At 70.0% G+C, this 22,785-nt stretch carries 25 protein-coding genes and 1 pseudogene; 9 read left to right on the top strand and 17 right to left on the bottom strand.

Features of this window, described 5'->3' with window-relative positions; translation table 11 throughout:
- Nucleotide 1: 1 nt before the first annotated feature.
- The 8 genes from valS to KBX08_RS25165 form a co-directional block, all read right to left on the bottom strand.
- Nucleotides 2-2,566 carry a valine--tRNA ligase gene (gene valS / locus KBX08_RS25130; protein WP_210785836.1) on the bottom strand — a complete coding sequence of 855 codons (2,565 nt, stop codon included), beginning with the start codon at nt 2,564-2,566 and terminating at the stop codon, nt 2-4.
- 91 nt (nt 2,567-2,657) lie between these two features.
- The gene (locus KBX08_RS25135) at nt 2,658-4,538 is read right to left on the bottom strand and encodes an ABC transporter ATP-binding protein (RefSeq protein WP_210785837.1); all 1,881 of its coding nucleotides are present in this window, start codon (nt 4,536-4,538) and stop codon (nt 2,658-2,660) included.
- Nucleotides 4,535-6,388: an ABC transporter ATP-binding protein gene (locus tag KBX08_RS25140; protein WP_210785838.1), complete on the bottom strand. Its 1,854-nt coding sequence runs from the start codon at nt 6,386-6,388 to the stop codon at nt 4,535-4,537. Before KBX08_RS25140 ends, KBX08_RS25135 begins: the two co-directional genes overlap by 4 nt.
- A gap of 37 nt (nt 6,389-6,425) precedes the next feature.
- Nucleotides 6,426-6,935 (bottom strand): methylated-DNA--[protein]-cysteine S-methyltransferase, encoded by a 510-nt coding sequence (locus KBX08_RS25145; RefSeq protein WP_210785839.1) that lies wholly within the window; start codon nt 6,933-6,935, stop codon nt 6,426-6,428.
- Nucleotides 6,932-8,434: a DNA-3-methyladenine glycosylase 2 family protein gene (locus KBX08_RS25150; protein ID WP_210785840.1), complete on the bottom strand. Its 1,503-nt coding sequence runs from the start codon at nt 8,432-8,434 to the stop codon at nt 6,932-6,934. Before KBX08_RS25150 ends, KBX08_RS25145 begins: the two co-directional genes overlap by 4 nt.
- Nucleotides 8,435-8,520: 86 nt before the next feature.
- The gene (locus KBX08_RS25155) at nt 8,521-9,945 is read right to left on the bottom strand and encodes an FAD-binding oxidoreductase (RefSeq protein WP_210785841.1); all 1,425 of its coding nucleotides are present in this window, start codon (nt 9,943-9,945) and stop codon (nt 8,521-8,523) included.
- A 218-nt stretch (nt 9,946-10,163) separates the two neighbouring features.
- The gene (locus KBX08_RS25160; protein WP_210785842.1) at nt 10,164-10,616 is read right to left on the bottom strand and encodes a hypothetical protein; all 453 of its coding nucleotides are present in this window, start codon (nt 10,614-10,616) and stop codon (nt 10,164-10,166) included.
- On the bottom strand, nt 10,613-11,122 hold the full coding sequence (locus KBX08_RS25165; RefSeq protein WP_210785843.1) for a SigE family RNA polymerase sigma factor: 510 nt from the start codon (nt 11,120-11,122) through the stop codon (nt 10,613-10,615). The genes KBX08_RS25160 and KBX08_RS25165 overlap by 4 nt, the downstream gene beginning before the upstream one ends.
- 139 nt (nt 11,123-11,261) lie before the next feature.
- Between KBX08_RS25165 and KBX08_RS25170 the strand changes: the two genes are divergently transcribed.
- Both KBX08_RS25170 and KBX08_RS25175 read left to right on the top strand, forming a co-directional pair.
- A complete protein-coding gene (locus tag KBX08_RS25170) occupies nt 11,262-11,765 on the top strand; it encodes a hypothetical protein (RefSeq protein WP_247670024.1) in 504 nt (167 codons plus the stop codon).
- A gap of 121 nt (nt 11,766-11,886) precedes the next feature.
- On the top strand, nt 11,887-12,621 hold the full coding sequence (locus KBX08_RS25175; RefSeq protein WP_112583751.1) for a peptidase E: 735 nt from the start codon (nt 11,887-11,889) through the stop codon (nt 12,619-12,621).
- Nucleotides 12,622-12,624: 3 nt separating this feature from the next.
- Here the strand turns inward: KBX08_RS25175 and KBX08_RS25180 are convergent, their stop codons facing one another.
- Nucleotides 12,625-13,191, bottom strand: coding sequence for an exonuclease (locus KBX08_RS25180; RefSeq protein ID WP_210785844.1), 567 nt, complete (start codon nt 13,189-13,191; stop codon nt 12,625-12,627).
- Nucleotides 13,192-13,334: 143 nt separating this feature from the next.
- On the opposite strand from KBX08_RS25180, the gene ychF reads away from it, so the two are divergent.
- Nucleotides 13,335-14,420 (top strand): redox-regulated ATPase YchF, encoded by a 1,086-nt coding sequence (gene ychF, locus KBX08_RS25185; protein WP_091406282.1) that lies wholly within the window; start codon nt 13,335-13,337, stop codon nt 14,418-14,420.
- Here the strand turns inward: ychF and KBX08_RS34005 are convergent.
- Nucleotides 14,410-14,817 (bottom strand): hypothetical protein, encoded by a 408-nt coding sequence (locus KBX08_RS34005; protein ID WP_238689833.1) that lies wholly within the window; start codon nt 14,815-14,817, stop codon nt 14,410-14,412. The two genes, ychF and KBX08_RS34005, sit on opposite strands and share 11 nt — an antisense overlap.
- A gap of 101 nt (nt 14,818-14,918) precedes the next feature.
- Here KBX08_RS34005 and KBX08_RS34010 point away from each other — a divergent pair, with 101 nt between their 5' ends.
- A complete protein-coding gene (locus tag KBX08_RS34010) occupies nt 14,919-15,077 on the top strand; it encodes a hypothetical protein (protein ID WP_238689832.1) in 159 nt (52 codons plus the stop codon).
- Nucleotides 15,078-15,625: 548 nt separating this feature from the next.
- Here KBX08_RS34010 and KBX08_RS25195 read toward each other — a convergent pair.
- The 5 genes from KBX08_RS25195 to KBX08_RS25215 all read right to left on the bottom strand — a co-directional run bounded on the left by KBX08_RS25195 (nt 15,626) and on the right by KBX08_RS25215 (nt 19,508).
- Nucleotides 15,626-16,471, bottom strand: a complete 846-nt coding sequence (locus KBX08_RS25195; protein WP_210785846.1) for a hypothetical protein — start codon at nt 16,469-16,471, stop codon at nt 15,626-15,628.
- Nucleotides 16,472-16,665: 194 nt separating this feature from the next.
- Nucleotides 16,666-16,866 (bottom strand): hypothetical protein, encoded by a 201-nt coding sequence (locus KBX08_RS25200; RefSeq protein ID WP_210785847.1) that lies wholly within the window; start codon nt 16,864-16,866, stop codon nt 16,666-16,668.
- A 249-nt stretch (nt 16,867-17,115) separates the two neighbouring features.
- Complete coding sequence (locus KBX08_RS25205; protein ID WP_210785848.1) at nt 17,116-18,078, bottom strand: DUF6602 domain-containing protein; 963 nt, start codon at nt 18,076-18,078, stop codon at nt 17,116-17,118.
- A gap of 662 nt (nt 18,079-18,740) precedes the next feature.
- Nucleotides 18,741-19,106: a hypothetical protein gene (locus KBX08_RS25210; RefSeq protein WP_210785849.1), complete on the bottom strand. Its 366-nt coding sequence runs from the start codon at nt 19,104-19,106 to the stop codon at nt 18,741-18,743.
- A 162-nt stretch (nt 19,107-19,268) separates the two neighbouring features.
- The gene (locus KBX08_RS25215) at nt 19,269-19,508 is read right to left on the bottom strand and encodes a GntR family transcriptional regulator (RefSeq protein ID WP_210785850.1); all 240 of its coding nucleotides are present in this window, start codon (nt 19,506-19,508) and stop codon (nt 19,269-19,271) included.
- A gap of 415 nt (nt 19,509-19,923) precedes the next feature.
- Between KBX08_RS25215 and KBX08_RS25220 the strand changes: the two genes are divergently transcribed.
- Both KBX08_RS25220 and KBX08_RS25225 read left to right on the top strand, forming a co-directional pair.
- Nucleotides 19,924-20,142 (top strand): flavin reductase, encoded by a 219-nt coding sequence (locus KBX08_RS25220; RefSeq protein WP_210785851.1) that lies wholly within the window; start codon nt 19,924-19,926, stop codon nt 20,140-20,142.
- The gene (locus KBX08_RS25225; RefSeq protein ID WP_210785852.1) at nt 20,139-20,312 is read left to right on the top strand and encodes a hypothetical protein; all 174 of its coding nucleotides are present in this window, start codon (nt 20,139-20,141) and stop codon (nt 20,310-20,312) included. Before KBX08_RS25220 ends, KBX08_RS25225 begins: the two co-directional genes overlap by 4 nt.
- A gap of 324 nt (nt 20,313-20,636) precedes the next feature.
- Here KBX08_RS25225 and KBX08_RS25230 read toward each other — a convergent pair.
- Nucleotides 20,637-21,059: pseudogene (locus KBX08_RS25230) on the bottom strand (DUF3592 domain-containing protein); the annotation flags it as partial.
- A gap of 173 nt (nt 21,060-21,232) precedes the next feature.
- On the opposite strand from KBX08_RS25230, the gene KBX08_RS34015 reads away from it, so the two are divergent.
- The 3 genes from KBX08_RS34015 to KBX08_RS25240 all read left to right on the top strand — a co-directional run bounded on the left by KBX08_RS34015 (nt 21,233) and on the right by KBX08_RS25240 (nt 22,214).
- Nucleotides 21,233-21,535 carry a class I SAM-dependent methyltransferase gene (locus KBX08_RS34015; RefSeq protein WP_247670025.1) on the top strand — a complete coding sequence of 101 codons (303 nt, stop codon included), beginning with the start codon at nt 21,233-21,235 and terminating at the stop codon, nt 21,533-21,535.
- On the top strand, nt 21,532-21,819 hold the full coding sequence (locus KBX08_RS34020; RefSeq protein WP_247670026.1) for a hypothetical protein: 288 nt from the start codon (nt 21,532-21,534) through the stop codon (nt 21,817-21,819). Before KBX08_RS34015 ends, KBX08_RS34020 begins: the two co-directional genes overlap by 4 nt.
- 65 nt (nt 21,820-21,884) lie before the next feature.
- The gene (locus KBX08_RS25240) at nt 21,885-22,214 is read left to right on the top strand and encodes a hypothetical protein (RefSeq protein ID WP_210785854.1); all 330 of its coding nucleotides are present in this window, start codon (nt 21,885-21,887) and stop codon (nt 22,212-22,214) included.
- Nucleotides 22,215-22,311: 97 nt separating this feature from the next.
- On the opposite strand, the gene KBX08_RS25245 is transcribed toward KBX08_RS25240, so the two are convergent.
- Nucleotides 22,312-22,686 carry a VOC family protein gene (locus KBX08_RS25245; protein WP_210785855.1) on the bottom strand — a complete coding sequence of 125 codons (375 nt, stop codon included), beginning with the start codon at nt 22,684-22,686 and terminating at the stop codon, nt 22,312-22,314.
- Between the last annotated feature and the right edge of the window lie 99 nt (nt 22,687-22,785).

Consider the following 22,785-nt stretch of genomic DNA (forward strand, 5'->3'; position numbering starts at 1 on the left):
GTCAGAACGCGCAGGCGATGACCAGCTCCGGGGTACGGTCCGGGAGCAGGTCGAGTTTGCCGATCCGGCCCGCCGCCCGTAGGTCGTCGGCGACCAGCGTGAGCTGCTCCAGCAGCGCCGCCGGGCCGAGCGCCTCCGCCAACGGCACCTCCGCCTTCATCGACAGCTTCCGCTCCGACTTGGCCCGTCGCACCTGGCTCAACGCGTCACCGGCGAGCCGCAGAAGCGCCGGGTCACCCGAGCCCTCGATCGTCCGGGCCACCTCGTAGGTGGTGGGCCACGGCGCCTGGTGCACAGAGCCGTACCGCCACCACGACCAGACCTCCTCGGTCACGTACGGCAGCACCGGGGCGAACAACCGCAGCTGCACCGACAGCGCCGAGGCCAGCGCCGCCCGTGCCGAGTCCGCCGCCGCGCCGGTGCCGTAGGCCCGCTCCTTGACCAGCTCGATGTAGTCGTCGCAGAACCGCCAGAAGAACGCCTCGGTGACCTGCAGGGCCGCCGTGTGGTCGTACGAGTCGAAGGCGGTGCCCGTGGCGGTGACCACGGTGGCCAGCTCGGCGAGCATGGCCCGGTCCAGTGGAGTGGTCGACGGGGCGCGCAACGCGTCCGCAGCGCCCAGCCCGAGCGCGAACTTGGACGCGTTGAGCAGTTTGGTGGCCAGTCGCCGGCCGACCTTGATCTGCGCTGGGTCGAAGGCCAGGTCCATGCCGGGCTTGCCGCTTGCCGCCCAGTAGCGCACCGCGTCCGAGCCGTGCTGCTCCAACAGGGCCAGCGGGGTGACCACGTTCCCCTTGGACTTGGCCATCTTCTTGTGGTCGGGGTCGAGGATCCAGCCCGAGAGGACTGTGTCCCGCCAGGGCAGCACGCCGTGCTCGAAGTGCGAACGGACCACGCTGTCGAAGAGCCAGGTCCGGATGATCTCCTGCCCCTGCGGGCGTAGGTCCATCGGGAAGACCCGGGCGAACAGGTCCGGATCGGTTTCCCAGCCACCGACGATCTGCGGGGTCACCGAGGACGTGGCCCAGGTGTCCAGCACGTCCGGGTCGCCGATGAAGCCGCCCGGCCGGCCGCGTTGCGACTCGTCGTAACCGGGTGCCGGATCGCTGGATGGATCGACCGGCAGCGCGGACTCGTCCGGCGTGAGAGGGTGGGACCAGTCCGGCTCGCCAGTGTCGTCGAGCCGGTACCACACCGGCACCGGCACGCCGAAGTAGCGTTGACGGCTGACCAGCCAGTCCCCGTTGAGGCCGCCCACCCAGTTGTCGTAGCGGTGTTTCATGTGCGCCGGCACCCAGTGCAGCTGCTCGCCCCTGCCCAGCAGCATGGCCCGCAGCGCCTCGTCCCGGCCGCCGTTGCGCAGATACCACTGTCGAGTGGAGACGATCTCCAGTGGCCGGTCACCGCGTTCGTAGAACTTGACCGGGTGGGTGATCGGGCGCGGCTCGCCGATCAGGTCACCGGCGTCGGCCAGCATCCCGACGATCTCCCGGCGGGCGCCGTTGACGGTCTGCCCGGCCAACGCCGCGTACGGTTGGGCCGGCACCCCGTGCGGCGGCTCGGGAAGCAACCGACCGTCCCGGCCGATCACCACCCGGGTGTCCAACCCCAGCTCACGCCACCAGGTCACGTCGGTCAGGTCACCGAAGGTGCAGACCATCGCGACGCCGGTGCCCTTGCCGGGCTCGGCGAGGGGATGGGCGTACACCGGCACCTCGACGTCGAACAGCGGGCTGCGCACGGTGCCGCCCACCAGGTCGGCGTACCGCTCGTCGTCGGGGTGGCAGACCAGCGCCACACACGCCGGCAACAGCTCGGGTCGGGTGGTGTCGATGAGCACCTCCCGCCCGTCGGCCGCGGTGAACCGCAGCCGGTGGTAGGCGCCGGGGCGCTCCCGGTCCTCCAACTCCGCTTGGGCGACGGCGGTGGCGAAGCCGACGTCCCAGAGGGTCGGCGCCTCCGACTGGTACGCCTCGCCGCGGCGCAGGTTGCGGACGAACGCCCGTTGGCTGGTGGTCCGGGCGATCCGGCCGATGGTCGTGTACGTCAGGGACCAGTCAACCGAGAGCCCGAGCCGCCGCCACAGCGCCTCGAAGGCCTGCTCGTCGGTGACCGTCAGCCGTTCGCACAGCTCGATGAAGTTACGCCGGGAGATCGGGGTGGGGTCGCGGCGGGCCGCGTCGTCGACCGGAGCCGCCGGTGGCCGCCACACCGGGTCGTACGGCAGCGCCGGATCGCAGCGCACCCCGTACACGTTCTGCGCCCGGCGCTCGGTGGGCAGGCCGTTGTCGTCCCAGCCCATCGGGTAGAAGACGGCCTTGCCGCGCATCCGCTGGTACCGCGCCGTCGTGTCGGTGTGCGTGTACGAGAAGACGTGCCCCATGTGCAACTCGCCCGATACGGTCGGCGGCGGGGTGTCGATCGAGAACACGTCGCTCCGCTGCTTCGAGCGGTCGAACGCGTACGTGCCTTCCTCCTGCCAGCGGCGTGCCCAGCTCTCCTCGAGCCCGTCCAGGGTCGGACGCTCGGGAACGCCGGCGCGGGCCGTCCTCGCCGTATCGGTCATTCTGCGATCGTAGGCACCTACCGGGTGCGGGGCGACGTAGTTGCGGCCGAACACACCGGCCGGCGGTTGTGGCCGCGACGGGGCGGCCCGACTAGATCAGCGAGTCACGCCACTGGCGGTGCAGGGCGGCGTACCGGCCGTCGGCCTCGGCCAGCACGGCGGGTGGGCCGTCCTCGACGACCCTTCCGCCGTCGAGGACGAGCACCCGGTCGGCGGTCTCCACCGTGGAGAGACGATGGGCGATCACCAGTGCGGTGCGGTCGCGCAGGATGGTGCCGAGTGCCCGCTGCACCAGACGTTCCGTCGGCACGTCCAGCGACGACGTCGCCTCGTCCAGGATGAGCACTGTCGGGTCGGCCAGGAACGCGCGGGCGAACGCGACCAGCTGCCGCTGCCCGGCAGAGAGCCGGCCGCCGCGCCGGTGCACCTGAGTGGCGTACCCCTCGGGTAGTGCGGCGATGAAGTCGTGCGCGCCGATCGCCCGCGCGGCGGCCTGGACGGCGGCGTCGTCGGCCCCTGGGCAACCGAACCGGATGTTCTCCGCGACGGTCCCGCTGAACAGGTGGTTCTCCTGCGTCACCAGCACCACCGCGCGGCGCAGGTCGGCGTCGCGTACGTCGCGTAGGTCGACCCCGTCCAGCCGGACCGTGCCGGTGTCGGGGTCGTGGAAACGGGCGACCAGCTTCGCGATCGTCGACTTGCCCGCCCCGGTGGGGCCGATCAGCGCCACGGTCTGCCCGGCCGGCACCGTCAACTCCAGCCGGCAGAGAATCGGGGTGTCGGCCCGGTAGCCGAAGCCGACCGCCCGGAAGATCAACTCACCACGGCGGGGGCCGGTCGGCAGCGGTGTGGGCCGGGCCGGTTCGGCGACGGCCGGTCGTTCGTCGAGCACCCCGGCCAGCTTCTCCAGTGCGGCGGTGGCCGACTGCAACGAGTTGTAGAACTGGCTCAGCTCCTGCATCGGCTCGAAGAAGCGGCGCAGGTAGAGCAGGAACGCGGCGAGCACACCGATCTCGGTCTGCCCGCCGAGCACCCGCCAACCGCCGTAGCAGAGCACCACCGCCACTGTGACGTTGCCGATCAGCTTGATCGCGGGCGAGTACGTGGCGATCAGCCGGAACGCGTGCAGGCTGCTCCGCCGGTAGTCGTCGCCGAGCGCCACGAAGATCCGTTGGTTGCGAGGCTCGCGGCGGAACGCCTGCACCGCCCGGATGCCCCGCATCGACTCGACGAAGTGCACGATGACCAGCGCGACAGCGTCCCGGGTCCGTCGGTACGCGCTGGCCGACGACCGGGCGAACCAGCGGGAGAGCCAGAACAGGAACGGGAACGCGAACAGCGTCACGGCCGCCAGCGGCAGGTCCAGCCAGAGCAGGATGGCGGCCACCGACAGGATGGAGAGCCCGGCCAGCACCAGGCTGTCGATCCCACCGTCGACCAGCTCGGCGATCGAGTCCAGGTCACTGGTGAGCCGGGAGACCATCCGGCCGGACGTGTACCGCTCGTGGAAGCCCACCGACAGCCGCAGGAAGTGCCCGAACACCCGCTGCCGCAGGTCGAGCAGGACGGCCTGGCCGATCCGGGCGGAGAGGGTGAGGAAGCCGCGGCGGGCCGCGTACTCGGTCACCGCGGCCACCGCGAACGCCCCGGCGACGGTGACCAGCGGGCCGGCGTCGCCGGCGCGCAACGGCGGGATTGCCCGGTCGATACCGATCATGACCAGGTACGGGCCGGCCATCGCGGCGGCGTTCTGGGCCAGCAGCAGGGCGACGGCCGCGGCGAGACGCCTCCGATGCGGGCGGAGCAGGTCGCCCAGCAGGGTGCGGCTGAGCCGGCGCAGCCGGGCCACCGCCTCGGGGCTGGTGTCCTCGGCTCGACTGCGGTCAGCCTCCGGGTCGGTGGCGGTTCCGCGCCAGCGGGTCAGCTCGGGCTCCTCCTCCGGAGGTGGGGCGGCCTGCTCCGGCACGCTCACGAGCGCACCAGCCCCCAGCCGTCCGAAGGGGACGAACTCGGGCCGCTGGCCCCGGCCGGCGGATGCCCGGCGGGTGGCTCGGCGGCGAGCAGCGCCCGGTACGCCGGAACGGTGGCCAGCAGGTCGGAGTGCCGGCCGGTCGCGGTGATCCGTCCGTCCTCCAGCAGGGCGACCCGGTCGGCCAGCGCGATCGTCGACGGCCGGTGCACCACCAGCAGCGAGGTGCTGTCGCGCAGGACCCGCCGTAGCGCCGCTTCGACAAGGGCCTCGGTGTGCACGTCGAGAGCGGAGAGCGGGTCGTCCATCACCAGCACCGCCGGTCGGCCGAGCACGGCCCGCGCCAACGCGAGTCGTTGCCGTTGCCCGCCGGAGAGGGACAACCCCTGCTCGCCCACCCGGGTCGCCAACCCCCAGGGCAGGTCGTACGCGAAGTCGGCCTGGGCCAGTGCGAGGGCGGCGCGGATCTCGTCGTCACCGGCGTCCGGGCGACCCAGGGTGAGGTTCTCCCGCACCGACATGGAGAAGAGGGTTGGCTCCTCGAACGCCACGCCGACCAGCCGACGCAGCGAGGCCAGCCGCAGCTCTCGCAGGTCGTGCCCGTCGAGGGTGATCCGGCCGGTGCTCACGTCGTGCAGCCGGGGCACCAGGGAGAGCAGCGTGCTCTTGCCGGAGCCGGTGGCGCCGACCAGGGCCAGCGTCTCGCCCGGCTCGATGGTCAGGTCGATCTCGCGCAGCACCCCCGTGGTGGCACCCGGGTAGCTGAACGAGACCCGCTCGAAGCGCAGCCGACCGTGCACCGCGTCGCGTGGCAACGCGACAGCGCCGGCAGAATCCACGATCTCCGGTGGAGTGTCCAGCACCTCCTGGATCCGGTCGGCGGCGGTGGCCGCCTCCTGACCGTTGGCGATGATCCAACCCAGGGACTGCACCGGCCAGATGAGCATCAGTTGGAGGCTGACGAACGCGACCAGCTCGCCGATGGTGAGCGCGCCCTGCGCGGCGGCGGCCGCCCCGGCCGCCAGCACCACGCCCAGTGTCACGTTGGGCACCAGGTCGAGCAGCGCCGAGGTGTTCGCCAGCAGCCGCCCCTTGCCGACGCCCGTGTCGTGCAGCCGCCGGGCTGCACCGGCGAAGCGAGCGGCCAGTTCGGGCCCCCGCCCGTACGCCTTCATGGTGCGCAGGCCCTGCGCGGTCTCCTCGACCAGCGTCGCCACGTCGCCCTGCTGATCCTGCATCCGGCGGGACGCGGCGTGGTAGTGCCGGCCGAACCGGCGACTGATCAGCAGCAGCGGCACCGCGCTGGCCGCGACCAGCACCCCGAGCGCCGGGTGCAGGTTGATCAGCAGCACCACCACTACCACGTACGTGGTCAGGTTGAGCACCAGGAAGAAGACGCCGAAGGAGAGGAACCGGCGGATCACCGACAGGTCGCTGGTGATCCGGGAGAGCAACTGGCCGGACTGCCAGCGGTCGTGGAAGCTGGTCGGCAGCCGTTGCAGGTGGGCGTAGACGTCGGCGCGCAGCGCCGCCTCCATGCCCACCGCCGAGGACGACTGCACCCACCGGCGGATGAAGATGAGCACCGCCTCGACGACGCCGAGCAGCAGCGCCAGGCCGCCGAGCTGGAGCAGCCCGGCCGGTTCGTGTCGGGCCACCGGCCCGTCCACTACCCGCTGCACGACCAGTGGTACGGCGATCCCGGCCGCGGTGCCGGCGAGGCCAGCGACGAGCAGCCAGGCGAACTCTGCGGCGTACGGGCGCAGGTAGGGGCGCAGCCGCCAGAGGTTGTGCACGGGGTGGGTGCCCGCGGCGGCCCGGGCGGCCGGGTCGCCGTCGCTCTCCACAGGCACTACCAGACGGTAGCGTCAATGAGTGTCGATGCCTCTGTCAGCTTGTTGTCAAGCGTCGCTCATGACCGAGAAGCCACTTCTTCACGTCCAGCCCCCAGCGGTAGCCGCCGAGCGTGCCGTCGGTGCGAAGAACCCGGTGGCAGGGCACGAAGAGGGCTGCCGCGTTCCGGGCGCAGGCGGCCGCTGCGGCTCGGACCGCCGGTGGTCGACCGGCCAGCGCGGCGTACCCGGTGTAGGTGACCGGGGTGCCCGGCGGCACTTCACGCAGCACCTGCCAGGCGTGCGCCATGAACTCGCCACCGGTGCGTTGGCGCACCGGCACGGTGTCGATGGCGGCGAGGTCACCGTCCAGGTAGGAGTGGACCGCCGCGCTGACCGGGCCGAGGTCGGCCCGATCCCGTAGCGGTGCCCGCAGGGCCGGGTGGACCAGGGACAGCAGCACCGCCGGGTCCGGGGTGAAGCCGGCCGCCCGTACGTCACCGTCGGGACCGGCGAGGATGCTCAGTGGGCCGGCCGGTGTGTTCAGTACGGTGCTGTCGATGTTCATGCCGCTCTCCAGAGTCTGATCGTGGCGTAGGACCGCCAGGGGCGCCAGCGCTCGGCGTACCTGTCGAGGGTTGGTGGGGTGTCGGGCAGGCCGAGCGCGGCGGCGCCGCGCCGGACCGCGAGGTCGGAGCTGAGGAGGACGTCCGGGTCGCCGAAGGCGCGCATGGCCAGGTAGTTGGCGGTCCACGGGCCGATGCCGGGCAGCGCGAGCAGCCGCCGAACGGCCTCCTCCCGATTTACCCCGGCGGCGAGGTCGACAGACCCGTCCACAACGGCCCGAGCCAACCCCCGCAGAGCCTCCCGCCGCCCCACCGGCATCCCGAACCCCGAGTCCGGCAGCGACAAAAGCTCCTCCGCGCTCAAAAACCCGCGCAGCTCACCCCCCTGCGGCCCCCCACCCCGTTGATCATGAAGTTGTTGTCCGGACACGCCGTCGTCGGTGGCAACAACTTCATGATCAACACGAGGGTGGGCGGTCAGGAGGCGGGTGAGGGTTGTTCTTGCGGACGTTACCGAGACCTGCTGGCCGATGATGGCGCGGACGGCCTGCTCGAAGCCGTCGACGACGCGGGGGACACGGATGCCGGGTTCGGCGGTGACCGCCGGGGCCAGCGCCGGGTCGGCGGCCAACGTGGCGTCGATTGCCGCCGGGTCCGCGTCCAGGTCGAGCAACCGGCGGCAGCGGGCCACCGCCGGCGCCAGGTCGCGCAGGTCGGCGAGCCGCAACGTCGCCGCCACGTGCCCGTCCGCCGGGGTCAGCGCCACCTGGCCGGTGCCGTGCGGCAACCGCAGACCCCGGTGGTACGTCCCGTCGCGGACCGCCTCCACGCCGGGCAGCGCCCGCACCGCGAGGAAGTCCAGCAGCGCCCGGGCGTGCAGCGGCGGGCGGTACGCCAGCCGGAGCGAGATGGTCCCCGCCCCGGCCGGCCCCTGCTGGCGGCCACGGGCCGTGCGCAGGTCCGACGGGGCGCTCGCGTACACCTCGCGAAGCGTGTCGTTGAACTGCCGCACGCTGCCGAAGCCGGCGGCGAACGCGATCTCGGCCATCGCCAGGTCGGTCGTCTCGATCAGGATCCGGGCGGTCTGGGCGCGTTGGGCCCGGGCCAGCGCGAGCGGCCCGGCGCCCATCTCGGCGCTCAACATCCGGTGCAGGTGCCGCTCGGTGTAGCCCAGCCGGGAGGCCAACCCCGGTACCCCGTCCCGGTCGACAACCCCGTCGGCGATCAGCCGCATCGCCCGACCGACCACGTCCGCGCGGACGTCCCAGAGCGGTGAGCCGGGCGCGGCGTCCGGCCGGCAGCGGCGGCAGGCGCGCAGCCCGGCGCCCTGCGCGGCGGCGGCGGACGGGAAGAATCGGACGTTCTGTCGCTTCGGCGTGATCGCCGGGCAGGACGGCCGGCAGTAGATCCCGGTGGACGTCACACCGGTGTAGAACCAGCCGTCGAACCGCTGGTCACGGCTGTCCACGGCCCGGTAACACCGCTCGAAGTCCATCTCCATGTCACCGATGATGCCCCGCTCGACCGGTCATCGGCTGGCGGGAATCGGACCTGGGTGTGCGCGGGGCCGCAGGACCCGCCTCCCGGTCAGCGGCGGCGTCGGTGCGGCTGACCGGACCGGCCGGCGCGGGAGCCCTGACTGGTTCGCTCGGCCTGGCCGGCGGGGCTGGATCGGTTGCCCTGACCGGCGCGGTTGGCCTGGCCGGTCAGCAGGGCCGATCGGAACACACCGTCCGGGTCGTACCGCTTCCACAGCCGCCGGACCCGGGCCCCGGTCTCGCCCGGGTAGATCCGGGCGAACGCCGCCGGGTCGGGCCGGCTCTCGAAGTTGACGTACGCGCCGTCGGCGCGTGCCCCGGCGGCCCGCCACGCGGCGTTCAACGCGGCATCGGCCTGCGGCGGAAACACCGAGGCCACGATCAGCGTGTCCTGGTGGCGATGCGGGTACGCGGTCGCGTCGGAGGCGACGTCGTTCACCGCTCCGCCCAACGAGCGGAGCTGGACCACCGCCCGCCCCGGCCCGGTCACCGCTCGCGTCACGGCCCGCGCCCCGGCGTCGTCCAGTGCGGTGAACAGACCGTTCGTGGTCGTGCCACGCTGCTGCCCGACGTTGGGGTTGAGGTGCGCGGTCGGTACCAGCGTCGGGTAGGGCAGCAGGTCGGTCCGGTGTTCGAGCACCTTGCCGATGGCGAGCAGCGGTTCCACCGCCGGTCGGGCCCGGCGCAGGCTCTCGGCGGCGACCACGGCGGTGATGGACATGAGGACCGATCGACCCTCCGCGAACACCACTGCGGCCGCTGACAACTCCCGTGGCGCCTGGGCGAGGTAGGTCGTCCACTCCCGGACGGTGCGACCGTCCGGATGCGCCTCGACGACCAGCTGCGCGACACCGACGTTGCGCTGCTCGGCCGCCTCGATCTCGAAGGCCACCACGATGCCCGCGCCGGCCCCGGCGCCACGGACCAGCCAGAACAGCTCCGGCTCGTGGTGGGCGTCCGCGCGTACCAGCGTCCCGTCCGCCAGCACCACCTCGACGGCGCGGACCCGGTCGATGGTGAGGCCGTGGGCGCGGACCAGCCAGCCGACACCACCGCCGGTGGCAAGACCGCCGACGCCGACGCCGCCGTAGTCACCCGAGCTGATCACCAGGCCGTACGGGGCCAGCGCCTTCGCCACGTTCGCCCAGCGCGCGCCGGCCTCGACCCGGACCAGGCCGGCCCGCTCGTCGATCACCTGAACCCGGTTGAGCATGGACAGGTCGATGACCACCCCGCCGTTGTTGGACGAGGCTCCGGACAGGCCGTGCCCGCCGCTGCGGACCGCGATGGGCAGCCGCTGCTCCCGCGCGTAGCGGAGCGCGTCGACCACCTGCGCGGTGGTCTTCGGCAGCAGGACCGCGGCCGGTGACGCCGACCTGGTGTACGTCGAGCGCAGTTGCGCGTACCGGCGGTCGCCGGGGGTGACGATCTGCCCCCGCAGGGAGTCGGGCACCCGGGCCATGGCGGTGCTCATCGTTGCCCCCGCAGCTCGCACCTCGGGTGTCCGGGATCGGTCATGGTCCAAGAATGAGCGGGCATGCCGGCCTCGACAAATTCGGTGGAGGGTCCCCTCCCGTCGGCGGGTTCGCACGGCGCTCGTCGGTACGGGGAGCGCCGGGCGAAGGTGACCGGAATCTCCTGGGTTGACCGGTCAGGCCGGGCCGGAAGAACCACCGACCTGACCGGGTCTGCTCAACGCGACGGGCTCGGCGAGGCAGTCGGGCGGCCCGGCACGCCGGGCGGGCCCGGCGGAGTCGACGGGGTTGGTGAGACCGTCGGGCGGCCCGGCACACCGGGCGGGCCCGGTGTGATTGACGGGTCCCCGGGCGCGCCCCCGGGGCTCGGTACGACCGTCGGCACCGTGGTGGGCGCGGACGGGGTGGGCACGGGTGGGCTGGGCACGGCCGCCGGACCGGCCGGGCTGGGCACAGCCGGGGGAGGCTCGTCCGAGCCGGTCGCGGCCAGGGCGAGCGGGGTGGCGATCAGGATCGCCGCCAGGGTGCTCACCGCCCCCACCGTCACCGTGACGCGGCGCCTGTTGCGCACCCGCCGTTCCGCTCGGCTCAACTGGTCATGCACGATCGGTGCCTCCTCGGCCAGGTCGGTGAGGGTGGAGCGGATGAGGTGCTCGAAGGGTTCGGTCATCGCCGTACCTCCAGCCTGTCGACGTCCGGCAGCAGGTCGCGCAGTCGCTTCACCGCTCGATGGGTACGGCTGCGTACGGTCCCCACCGAGCAGCCCAGCAGCTCGGCCACCCGGGCTTCGGGCAGGTCCTCGTAGTAGCGGAGAACCACCACCGCGCGCTGTGCCGGTGGCAGGTGACGCAGCGCGGCCCGCATCGCCAGCCGCACGTCGGTGCCGCCGCTCGGGTCGCCGCCGACCGGTTCGTCGGCCGGGTTGAGCGGTGTCTCCCGCCACCGGCGCAGTCGCCGCCACCAGCTGATCTGCTCGCGGTACATCACCACCCGCAGGTAGCCCTCGGGATCGGCGTGCCGAATGGTTCCCCACTTCGGGATGGTCCGCGCCAACGCCGACTGGAACAGGTCCTCGGCGGCGTTGCGGTCCCCGGTCAGCAGGTACGCGACCCGCATCAGCGCCGGAGTCCGGCTGCCGACGAACTCGGCCAGCCGCGCGCGCTCGTCCTCGTCCACCCACCACCCCCGTTTCGTTGTCACAGATACAGACGTCCCAGGTCATCGTCGCTATCCACGATCGGTGGGGTTTTCGGCCCGAAAGTGTCGGTCGTGCCGGGTAGCGTCCGGCCACCAACTGAAGAAGGGGTGCGGCGAAATGACGAGCGTGGCGGGTTGGGCGGCGGCGTCGACACCGGGTGCGTTCCCGCCGCTGCCCCGCGCGGTGGCGCAGTCCTTCTATCGCCGGATGCGGGCCGTCGCGCCGGCAGCCGTGGGCGCCATCGAACGGGACCGGGCGGGCAACCCGGAGCGGAGCTTCCCCGACACGGCCTGCGGCCGGTTGGCCGGCTCCCTCGACGACGCGGGCCTGCGGGCGCTCGGGATGTGGACGCACCACTGGTGCATGCGCTTCTACGACGACGACACGAGTGTCGGTCGGCGATTGATCCGCGAGATCGCCGCGCGGCCGGGGCTGGGCTGGACGGCCGACGAGGTGCGTTGGATGCTGCGCGAGTCGGTCTCGGTCGGGCCGGCCGCCGCCGACCGGTTCACCCTGCCCCGCGCCGCTGCCGGGCAACTGCCCCCGGCCGACCGTCGGGCCCTGGGTCATTGGCCCGAGGTCGAGGTTCCCCGCCAACGGCGGCCCGACCAGTCTGGTTGATCACCAGCCTGGCGGGGCCCGACCCGTTGCCCGCCGGCGGCGGGTCGGGCCCGCACCGAGCGGGCGGAAGACCGGCTGCGGCAGGATGGACGCCGCACCGCCCCGACGGAAGGACGCTCCGATGCCCGCCAGCGAACCGACCATCATCGCCACCAGCATGGGCTTCTTCCGGGGCGACCGCGGGCCCTACGACCTGCGCCCCAGCCCGGTCTTCGAGCTGGCGGCCGAGTTGGCCGAGGCCGGCCCGCAGCCACGGGTCTGCTACCTCGGGCAGGCCGTGGGCGACCAGCCCACCTCGCTGACCGCCGTCTACGGCGCGTTCGCCGACACCCGGTTCCGGCTGTCACACCTCGCCCTGTTCCCGATGCCCAACGTCGAGGACGTCCGCGCCCACCTGCTCGCCCAGGACGTGATCTGGGTCGGCGGTGGCAGCGTGGCCAATCTGGTCGCGGTGTGGCGGGTGCACGGGCTCGACGAGATCCTGCACGAGTGCTGGCAGGCCGGCGTGGTGCTGGCCGGCGTCTCCGCCGGCTCGATCTGCTGGCATGTCGGCGGTGCCACCGACAGCTTCGGCCCCCGGCTGCGCGGCTTCACCGAGGGCCTGGCCTGGCTGCCGTACGGCAACGGGGTGCACTACGACAGCGAGGGCCAGCGCCGCCCGCTCATGCACGAGCTGGTTGGCGACGGCACGCTCCCCACCAGCCACTGCACCGACGACGGCGTCGGCCTGGTCTACCGGGGCACCCGGCTGGTCGAGGCAATCGCGGACCGCGAGGGCGTCTCGGCGTACGAGGTCAGCCGCGGCGCGGACGGCAGCGTACGGGAGGCGGTCATCGCCCCCCGCCTGCTCGGCTGAGCGTCACGCCTCGTCGACGGCCTGCCGGCGCAGCACCGCGTCGAAGACCTGGGCCAGCTCGGCGGCGTCCTCCCCGGCGTGGTGCGTGTGCGGCATGTCGTGCAGGCCCAGCTCGTGCTTGATCGTGCCCTGGCGGGTCTGGGCCCACTCGCTGCCGGTCAACCCCATCCAGTAGCTGCGGAGATCAACACCAGAGCCGGTCGCGCCGAACGGGCTGTGCCCGACGAAGCGGACGAAGTACCAGTGCACGAACATGCCGTCCCAGACGGCCGGGGCGGCGAGGAAGACCGGACGGCCGACCCGGCGCAGCCCGTTGACCCAGGCCGCCGCGGCGGACATCGCCTCCTGCGCGGTGGGCGCCTCCCGCAGCAGCCGGTCCCGGTCCAGGCCGGAGACGGCCAACGCCGCCGGAACGAACTCGTCGGAGATGGGACGCAACTCGGTGTAGAAGGTCAGGTCGGGGCGGCCGGTCACGGCCATGCCCAGCGAGATCATGCTGTACGGCCCGGGGATCGGCCCGTCCGCCTCCACATCGACGGCGATATACAGCTCGGGCAACGTCGAGGTCATCCCACCTCCAGCAGCGGAACATCGAACCGGGAGACTAGCAACGCCCGACCGGGCCCGGTGGGAGCGACGATCGACCACCGGCGCGGCGCCGAATCGGAGCCGCCTGGACCGGCCCGGCCGGGACCGGCGTAAGCTGGCCCGTCGTGAGTCTCACCATCGGCATCGTCGGCCTGCCCAACGTCGGCAAGAGCACGCTTTTCAACGCGTTGACCAAGAACGACGTGCTGGCGGCGAACTACCCGTTCGCCACCATCGAGCCCAACGTCGGCGTGGTCGGGCTGCCCGACGAGCGGCTGGGCAAGCTGGCCGAGATCTTCTCCTCGCAGAAGGTGCTGCCGGCGCCGGTGTCGTTCGTCGACATCGCCGGCCTGGTCCGCGGCGCGTCGAAGGGGCAGGGCCGGGGCAACGCCTTCCTGGCCAACATCCGCGACGCCTCGGCGATCTGCCAGGTCGTCCGGGCCTTCTCCGACCCGAACGTGGTGCACGTCGACGGCAAGATCTCCCCGGCCGACGACATCGAGACGATCAACACCGAGCTGATCCTCGCCGACCTGCAGACCCTCGACAAGGCGCTGCCCCGGTTGGAGAAGGAGGCCAAGCTCCGCAAGGACCGGGCCGCCGCCGTCGCCGCCGCGAAGGCCGCGATCGAGGTGCTCGACGGCGGCACCACCCTCTACTCCGGGGCCGCCGCCGCCAAGATCGAGCTGGAGCACCTGCGCGAGCTGCACCTGCTCACCACCAAGCCCTTCCTGTACGTCTTCAACGTCGACGAGGCCGAACTGGCCAACGAGACGTTCCTCGACGAGCTGCGCGCCCTGGTCGCCCCCGCCGAGGCCATCTTCATGGATGCCAAGATCGAATCTGAGCTGGTGGACCTGCCCGAGGAGGAGGCCCGCGAGCTGCTGGAGTCGATCGGGCAGAACGAGCCCGGCCTCAACCAGCTCGTCCGGGTCGGCTTCCGCACCCTCGGTCTCCAGACGTACCTCACGGCCGGCCCCAAGGAAGCGCGCGCCTGGACCGTCCCGGTCGGCGCCACCGCTCCGGAGGCCGCGGGTGTCATCCACAGCGACTTCCAGCGCGGCTTCATCAAGGCCGAGGTGGTCTCGTACCACGACCTGGTCGAGCACGGTTCGATGGCGGCGGCCAAGGCGGCGGGCAAGGTCCGCATTGAGGGCAAGGAGTACGTCATGCAGGACGGCGACGTGGTGGAGTTCCGCTTCAACGTCTGAATCCGGCCTGTTCCCGGAGGTCAGGCGATTGAATCGTTGCCCGGGGGCACGTCGGGGGCACACCCCACGCGTCATCGACGGCGCGGCGGGTGCGTTCCTCCGAGTCCAACATCAGGTGGCCGTACGTCGACAGGACCAAGGTTGCGTTCTCCTGCCCCAAACGCTCGGCGACCACGATGACCGACTCGCCCTGCATCAGCGGGACCGCCGCGTAGTGGTGCCGCAGGTCGTGACTCGTGGTGCCCTTGGGTAGCGAGGCCCGCTCGACGGCCGCCGAGAAAATCCGCGAGCCGTAGTAGTCGTGTCGGTAGGGGCCGGCGAAGCGGGTGGTGAACATGGTGCCGTCGGCAGCCGGCGGGAACTGCGCCGAGTGCTCGCGGATGGCGGTCGCCACCACTGGGGGAGCGGGATGGTTCGGCGCGATCGGCGTGTCTTCGGCTCGGTGCGCAGCTTGGACTGTGGCGCGAACTGCCATTCGATCCGAACTGTCCGGCCAACGTGGTCCACATCCTGGACGCGCAGTGCGAGCAGCTCGCCGAGGCGCAGCCCGAGGCCGGCTTGCACGATCACCATGGCCCGGTTGCCAGCGGGCATTGCGGCGGCCAGGGCGCGGACCTGATCGACGGTGAGAGGCACGATGCGTTCCCGGTGGGCTGACGGCAGGCTAATTCTCACCACGGGAGAGCGACCGACAAGGCGGCCCGAGACGGGCCGCACGCGCCGCCGCCTGGGCGCGCGTCCGTCGCTCCGCTGGCGCTCCGACTCCGGCCACGCAGGACGCCGGGCGGCTGGCGCGGAGAGCGGTAAGCCCGGGGCCGCCGCAGACGGTGGGGCCGAGGGTGGTTGAGGTTGGTGGGCCGGCAGCCGGCCGGGCCGCGCCCCGAGCGGCGCGGCGCAGGAAAGGGCGCGCCGGGTCCGTGCGGCGGGTCGCGGCGGCGGGTGGGTCGCGGTGACCGCGCTCCGGCGGGGGCGCAACGACTCCGAGATGGTCGGGGGTCCGTCGGCGGGTTGCGGTCCGTGGGTGGTTGCGCAGGGCCATCCCGCCAGCCGTCGACCCGGGCGAGCCGAGCAGACCGCCACCCGGCCCGCCAGCGTCCGTACGTGCGCCAAGGCCGTCTTGACGTGGCGGACCGGGCGGCGGCCCGCTCCCCAATAGGGCGGGTCGGCGGCAGACGGGATGGCAGCACTGAATGGTGCTGTTGCGATTACTGAGACTGGTCTTGAACCTTCATCCACAAACGGACTCGTCCGTCGATGCGTGGATTTGATGACGCTTCGCCCAGTATCTTGGCACGTTCGCTTCTCCACCAGTCATGCCGCTGAGCCAGATCGTCCGTGAATAGGAACACCTGACCGCCGCCGAATAAGCAACCTCCGCGTATCTCCTTCAATAGGTCGGTCTGAACTTCCCGTGAATTGTGATACGCCTTGGCTATCTCAATGTCGATGACAAACAAATCATACTGGTGGCGATGGAAAATGGCGCGTCCAGTTTCGGGCGAGAAGCCGCGAAGTCCAGCAACCCCCTCGCCCTTGCCGAGGTCATCCGAGGAGTGAATCAAGCTACGTCCGGCCAGGTACCAATCGCTCAGGGCGGCCACGTCTGAGGGCGCGTATAGAGCCCTATCTAGCCACTCGTCGATGTGCTCAAGGCTGTTTCTGATTCTGCCTAAATCGTAGAGTGGGTAGTCCTCATTGTCGGGGAGCGCGAGTAACCGACGCAGTTCCTTGATACGAGTCTTCTTGGCCTCCTTAGCCAACTTCTTGGCCTGACCGTTGGTGCCTGGCCATCCTTCCGCTTTTGGATCCTGGCCGTAGGTCACCATCCTGCTCACGATTATCCCGGCAAACATCGCTGCTTGAATATTCTTCCATGCGTCAGCGTTGCTTCCGGCGGTGGCGGCGTCGACTGCCGACTCGAAGGAGTCGTTAAAGATTTTCGCTTGACGCTCGATCTCGATCAGATAAAAGAGCAGTTTGAGGTTTTGTGTGGAGGTGTCATCGGCACCCTTAATTGATTGGACTGGAATTGGCCGCTGCTCCATCACCATGCCATCACCTCAGCCGTGGTCCTTCGACCGTCCAGGTGCCTGTGCCCGTAGCGTGCCCGATGCAGCGGTCAATCCCGCGTAGCGATGGGCATGCTACGGACTACGTCGACACGCTCCGTGTTCATTGAATTCCAGGATGCCGCTACAGGGCGTGCAGATCAACCCGATTCCCAAGCTGAGCGTGGGCCGCTGCCCTAGTCACCTTGCTCCGGCTGGAAGTAGCGTTGATTGATCCGCGCAGCGCCGCCGGGCTTCCCAGCCAGGATCTGACGCCCCTGCCACTCGACGGTCCGCTCATCACTCCAACCCACCCAGAAGTGCAGTCGCCCTCCGGCGTAGAGGTTGCCGGGTTGCCACAGCGTCATCGGTAGCAGATCAACCAAGGGGGATCGCATGGCGTGAGGGTAGCCGTAGAGCCGCTGAGGGGCTGCCGGCCAGAGCGGGTGACAAACTGGGTGACTACCGAGGCCGTCAACCTCGGACACCCGTGGACGACGACGGATCGTTTCGGAACGTCCGACTGCCTGCCGTCGCTGGTCGGGCCCGCCTGATCGTTCCTTCGGACGAAGGGAGTTAACCTCGTCAGCGGATTGGCCGGCGGAGGTTCCCATAGGAGTGATCATCGGGGCGGCAACTTGCCGGAATCAGGCCATTCCGCCCCAAGGATTCCAAGGATCGCCTTGCGCGATACCCTCGCTGTTCAGTCTTTGGCGGACGTATTCGGTAAAGACATCGTAAGACCACAACCGGGAGCCGGAACCCATCCCCATGCCCGCACCGGCGACCTTCGCTAGCTGCCAGTAGGTTGCGAGCGGCCGAAGGTCTGTCACATCCCAAGCAAGGTTGTTAATGATATGACCAATCAGGGCATGCAAAGGGTTCGGAGCGGCATCGTCGGTCGGTGAAACAGCTCTGTGATACTGGCCCTGTACCGTCCCGGCTTGCGGAACTAGGAGCCGCACCTCTGGGTTGATGAAATGCGGCGGGGGGAGGGTGAATCTAGCGCCGTACCAAAACCCGAGGTCGGCAACGCACACGGAGTCCAGCATCTCACTTGGGTGGCTATCCCGGACTAGTTCTTCGTTAAGTAGCCTCTCTACTCGATCGGCAGGCTCTGTCTTCCACACATGGCTATGAGCAAGAATACCGTAAGAGACTGGTGAGCGTAGGTCGCGCCTCAGATTGCTCACCGGCGCAGTGTAAGTGGCGCGGGCCATGCGAGAAATCAGGCGAGCGTTCTCGGCCGCCTTCTCAATGTGCTCCCCTTTGAGAGTCAGCTTGCATTCAAAGGCGGCCATGACTCCGCCCGCCAGGTACACCTTCTTCTCACTGAGCTTCTCTGGATACGACGGAGTGAGGATGACTAGATCAACCTGACGCGAAAGGCTCCCGTTGATTCCAAGTACTCGCCCCTTCGTCTGGATATTTAGAGTAGGTGGAAGCCATTCAGCCAGCAGGCGTCGCCAGTTTTCCTCACCCTCATCTCCGGCGGTTCCCGGATCGCTCACGGCGCGGGCCCGAATGCGCGAGTATTCGGCCGCAAGTTCAACTGAGACTTGCGCCATGAAGGTTTCTAGCTCGTGAGTAACTCCGCTATCGTCGGCCACCTCTACAGGCTAGGTTAGAAGTCGAATGACTTCCACCATTGATGCCTCGCGTGCCGGTTTCAGGGCCATACAGGAGAAGCAGTCGGGCGGAGGCGGCCACCGACGAAGCGTGCCGAGTTAGATCGAGCTGAGCGACCACCCCCCAGGTAAGCGCCGGCAAGATCCGGAACCTGTCCGGAATGATCAGCCACATGGCGCGAGACGGATAAATGTCTGCCCTGGTGAGAGGCTTGACCGCCCGGCACCCGCAACTGACTCCCTAAACCGTGTGCTTGAAGGCCGGCGGCAGCTCGCAGCGCAGGTTGTGATGGCCTGCTTTACTGACGGGGTGCGCGCCCGCCTACTTCTCTGCGTTGCGCTGCTGGCTGCGGGCGTGATGACGGCAGGGACCGGACTCTTGGTCGCCTTGGGATACGTCGAGCAGCCTGGGCCCTTCAACGAGGCGATACTCGGCGCGATCGGCGGGGCCATGGTCTCGACTGGGTTTCACCGTTGGAGGAAGTACCGCTCCTCGGGCTTGGGGCACACGGGGTACAAGACAGCGTGAAACGTCGGCAACCAGTCGGCAATGACGTGAGCCCAAGACGCGGCGGGGCCAGCACGTCGACCAAGCCGCCGCAGGTCAGGAGCGAGGCCGTTCAAGTTCCGCTTCAACGTCTGAGTCAGGAGTTCCTGGCTTGCACGAAGTCCGCGTAGTCCTCCCCGGCAACCCCGTGGTTGTCCCAGCGATCCGTCGACGCCCCGGTCGCACGCTCTGTTAATTCCAACGCTTCGGCCGGGCCTTCAACGTGACCGATCACTCGGCCGGGCCCCGGGTCGTCCTCGCCGTCTGGGTACAGCGACGGGAACACCGACAGGTCCCGGCGGTTCTCGTCGTCCAGGTCCTGCACGTCATCCATGGACGCGTTGTAGCTCTCTTGCCAGGGCCGGATGGACACCCAGCGGATGCCTTCGACGCCAGCAATCACGACGGGTCCGAGGAACTGCTCGGCCTCGTTGACCGGCCCCTCCTCTGTGCAGAAACGCATGCCCGTTGTTGTCGACAGCAACCGGGCCAGACGGGGAAGGGCTCAGTGGGACAGCGCGGACCATTGCCCGAGGTTACGGACAGGTGCGGACTGACCCGAACAATACGCCCAGAACGTGCAGGCGTGAGGTCGCGGCTGCGGCGGCTGGCTCTGCGGAGGGACTTACTCGGTGACGAAGACGCCAACGCCGGGAAGCGTTTCGGTCATCCCTTTGATCCGTAGTACCTGCATGGCACGGTCGATCACCGGCTCGGTGACCCCGTAGTGCTCGATCAACTCGCGCCGACTGGGCAGCTTGGAGCCGGGCTCAAACTCGCCGGACTTGATGCGTTCGGCGAGGTCGTCGGCGATCTGCTCGTAGCGGTAACGCGGCGGCACGTGGTTCTCCTCGGTTGGCAACACGAGTAGACCACCTACGTCAGCCCTTGACTACCCAACGGTACCTGTGGGAGGTTGCCGAGGAGGTCGATTCCCTCGGTTGGCGCTGTGGGCCGTCCTCGCCGGCGTGGATGTTCGGCGCGTCCCCCGCGCTCGGGCATCCACGCCTCCAGATTGCTCCGGTGCAAGGAGACGGCAGTGCTCCCTTCGACATGGGCAGGGCAGACCCTGGCGCGACCGGACGAGGCGAGCCGGTGAGGCGAGTTTCGTACGACGAGTACGTGCTGGCGGTGGCGCTGACTCTCGCTCGCCGTCACCGGCCCGTCTGGTCTTGGCAGCACTGGCGGCGTATCTGCCGCTGCGGAGGCGATCTGCCATGCCGAAGCCATCACCGCATCCCGATCAACCGCGGCCACTGGCCCAACCAGGACGGCCCGCAGTGACCACTCACCACCCGATCAAGCCGGCCTGGACGTGCGGCGGCTGTGCGGGGGATTGGCCATGCCCGACCCGGCGCCGAGAGCTGCGAGCGGAGTACGACCGCGCCCCGGTGTCACTGGCCCTCTACCTGGCCGCTCAACTCGTCAACGCCGCCCAGGATCTGGCCCACGTCCCCGCCGGACACCTGCACTACCGATTCCTCGGCTGGACCCGATGAGCATTCTGCGGCCGGGTGACGAGAAGTTCCACTACAGCGATGGCTCCCACAAATGGATCCCACCGGACCCGGACTACGACCAGGAGGTCTGGGACGAACAGGTCCGCCAACACAAGCACGGCCACCTCAGGGACGAGCGCCCGAAGGTCCGCATCCAGCGCCTCGTCTGAAGCCGGCAGTGCAACAGCGAAGTACAGCAACCGTGCCAGCCGAACCAGCCCGAGAGGCACGCCAGCAGGCCGTCTGACGTCACATCAAGTCCGACCCGACCGGCTTGCTGAGAGTGCACACCGAAGCGGTCGCCATGCCCGAGGCGTGCCCGACACAGGGGTCAACACCGGCCCGCAGGGTGGACGAGGCAGGGGCACTCCTGGACGACAGCGGACCGGAGCGCCAGCGCTTAACCCCGATTTGGCCAGGTCGCCGCAGGTCGTGGGAGCGGCCATACAAGTTCCGCTTCAACGTTTGAGCCCGACTCTATCGCGGGGCGGGCGTTAGTCCTGGTTCCGCTGACGGCTGCTCGGCTTGCGCTTTGTCCCGGCCCTGGCGTTCGTGAACTGTCGTTGGCGCTGGCCGTGTTGCTGCCGCTGCCAGTCACGTCGCCGGCGGTCGCGTTGTCGCTGGTAGCCGCGGGCGATCACAGCTAACGCCATCCACCCGGACAGAACCAGACCTGCCGCTCCGACCTCCCCTTGCAGCCGGCCCCGGTGCCCGCTGAGGATGCCGAAATCGGTGACGAAATCCTCCGGATCTTTGGGGTTGACCCAGATTCGCACCGGACTGCCGGCCGCCAGGTAGACCTCCCAACAGCCAACCTCGGCTTGACGCTGAGCACCGGCGAATTCGTAGCGCAGGTGCATCGTGTTCCGCCGCTTGTGCACGAGTTCATCGACGACTGCCTGGGCTGGCACGCCATGGACCCGTCCAGGCGTCGTTGTCCTTAAAGGTCTTGAAGGGCAGCCACATCATGACCATCCCGACGAGGAGGCCGAGTACGTAGACGGGGTAGCGGGCGCGCCACCAGCTCCGCAAGATCTGCACGGTGGTCATGGTCGCAGTCAATGTCCACATGCGGCGGTACGTTGACCGGATGACGGAACAGCTGCTCCGATCGTCGTTCGGCGCGGCGGCGACCGCGTACGCCGAGCACCGCCCGGATTACGCGCAGGCCGCGGTGCGATGGGCGTTGGAGCCCGCCCCCGGCCTACGCGTGCTCGACCTGGGCGCCGACACCGGCAAGCTTTCCGCGACGTTGGCGGCGCTGGGCGCGGATGTCGTGGCGGTCGAGCCGTCCTGGCCGGTCTGTGGAACATCATGGACGACCGGGTCGGCTGGGTTGCCGGGCTCGAACGGGTCAGCGGGAGTGCGGCCATCGGCCCGCGTGACACGGTGAGCAGTTGGCGCACGGCTACGGCGGACATGCTCGTTCCGAGCACCGGCCGGATCGCCCGGTTCGGGTCGGCGGAGCAGGTCGAGTTCCCGCACGGGCAGCGCCGCACCGCCGACTCGCTCGTCGCGACGCTCGCGACGCGGGCCGGGATGCTGGTCATGCCGGAAGAGGAACGAGCCGCCACGCTCGACCGGATCCGCGCCTTCCTCGGGGGCCGACCCGAAACCGCGCACGGCGAGTTCGCGCTGCCGATGCTGACCGGCGTGCTGCGCGCCCGCCGCCGCTGATGGCCGGCGACCCGGCGAACCGACATCGGGGCGGTGCAGTGAAAGCTGTGCTGGCAGGTGCCGAGGTGGCGCTGGTGGGCCTGTTCTCGGCGAAGGACAAGGAGTTCGAAAGCAAGCTCGATCTGCTGGCCAGCCTGGTGGAAGCCCGCGGTGGCCAGGTCGTGGGCCGGCACGTGCAACGGCGGGGAGTCTCTTCGGGCGGCGCGGACAAGATGGGCGACCCGTTGTCGCGGCGGACGTTGCTCAGCCCCGGTAGGGCACGCGAAGTCGCCGAGGCCTGCCGGCAGCGCGGGGTGGGCGCCGTGGTCTTCGCGCACCCACTGACCGACCACCAGCGGGCCGTCCTCAGGGACATGTTCGGCTGTCCCGTCCTGAGCGGCGAGGACCTCCGATAGGTCAGGGACGGACGGCCCTCTCGCCATGGACGGTCGCGTACTCCCCGGCGAGCCAGGGCCCGAGGTCGTCGATGAGTTCGTGGAGCGACTCGGCGCCCTACTGCTCGGCCCAGGCACCCAGCTCGTTGCCGCTGGGGTCGGTGAAGTGGAACCGCCGGCCACCGGGGAACTCGTACGGCCCGTTCACCACCTGGCCGCCGGCCTCCCTGACCGCCTGCACGGACCGGTCCAGGTCGCTGGAGTAGAGCAGCACGAGCGGGCCGCCCGCCCGAACCTCCCGGTCCACACGGAGACCGCCGACCTCGGGCGCGGCGTCGCCGTGTGGGCTGCGGATGCCGGCGTACTCCGGCCCGTAGTCGTTGAACTGCCAACCGAACGCGTCGGCGTAGAACCGCTTGGCTGCGGCGAGGTCGGTCACCGTGAGTTCGACGTAGTCGATGGCGTGGTGTCGGTGCGGCGATGGCTCAGACATGGGCAGATCGTGCACCTCGGGTACGACGAAACCGCGACGTGCAACGAAAGGTTGCGCGATGGGCGTGGTCTGTCGTAGGTTCAGTGCAACCAAAGGTTG

The sequence above is a fragment of the Micromonospora sp. H61 genome (assembly GCF_018070325.1).
Taxonomy (GTDB): Bacteria; Actinomycetota; Actinomycetes; order Mycobacteriales; family Micromonosporaceae; genus Micromonospora; species Micromonospora salmantinae.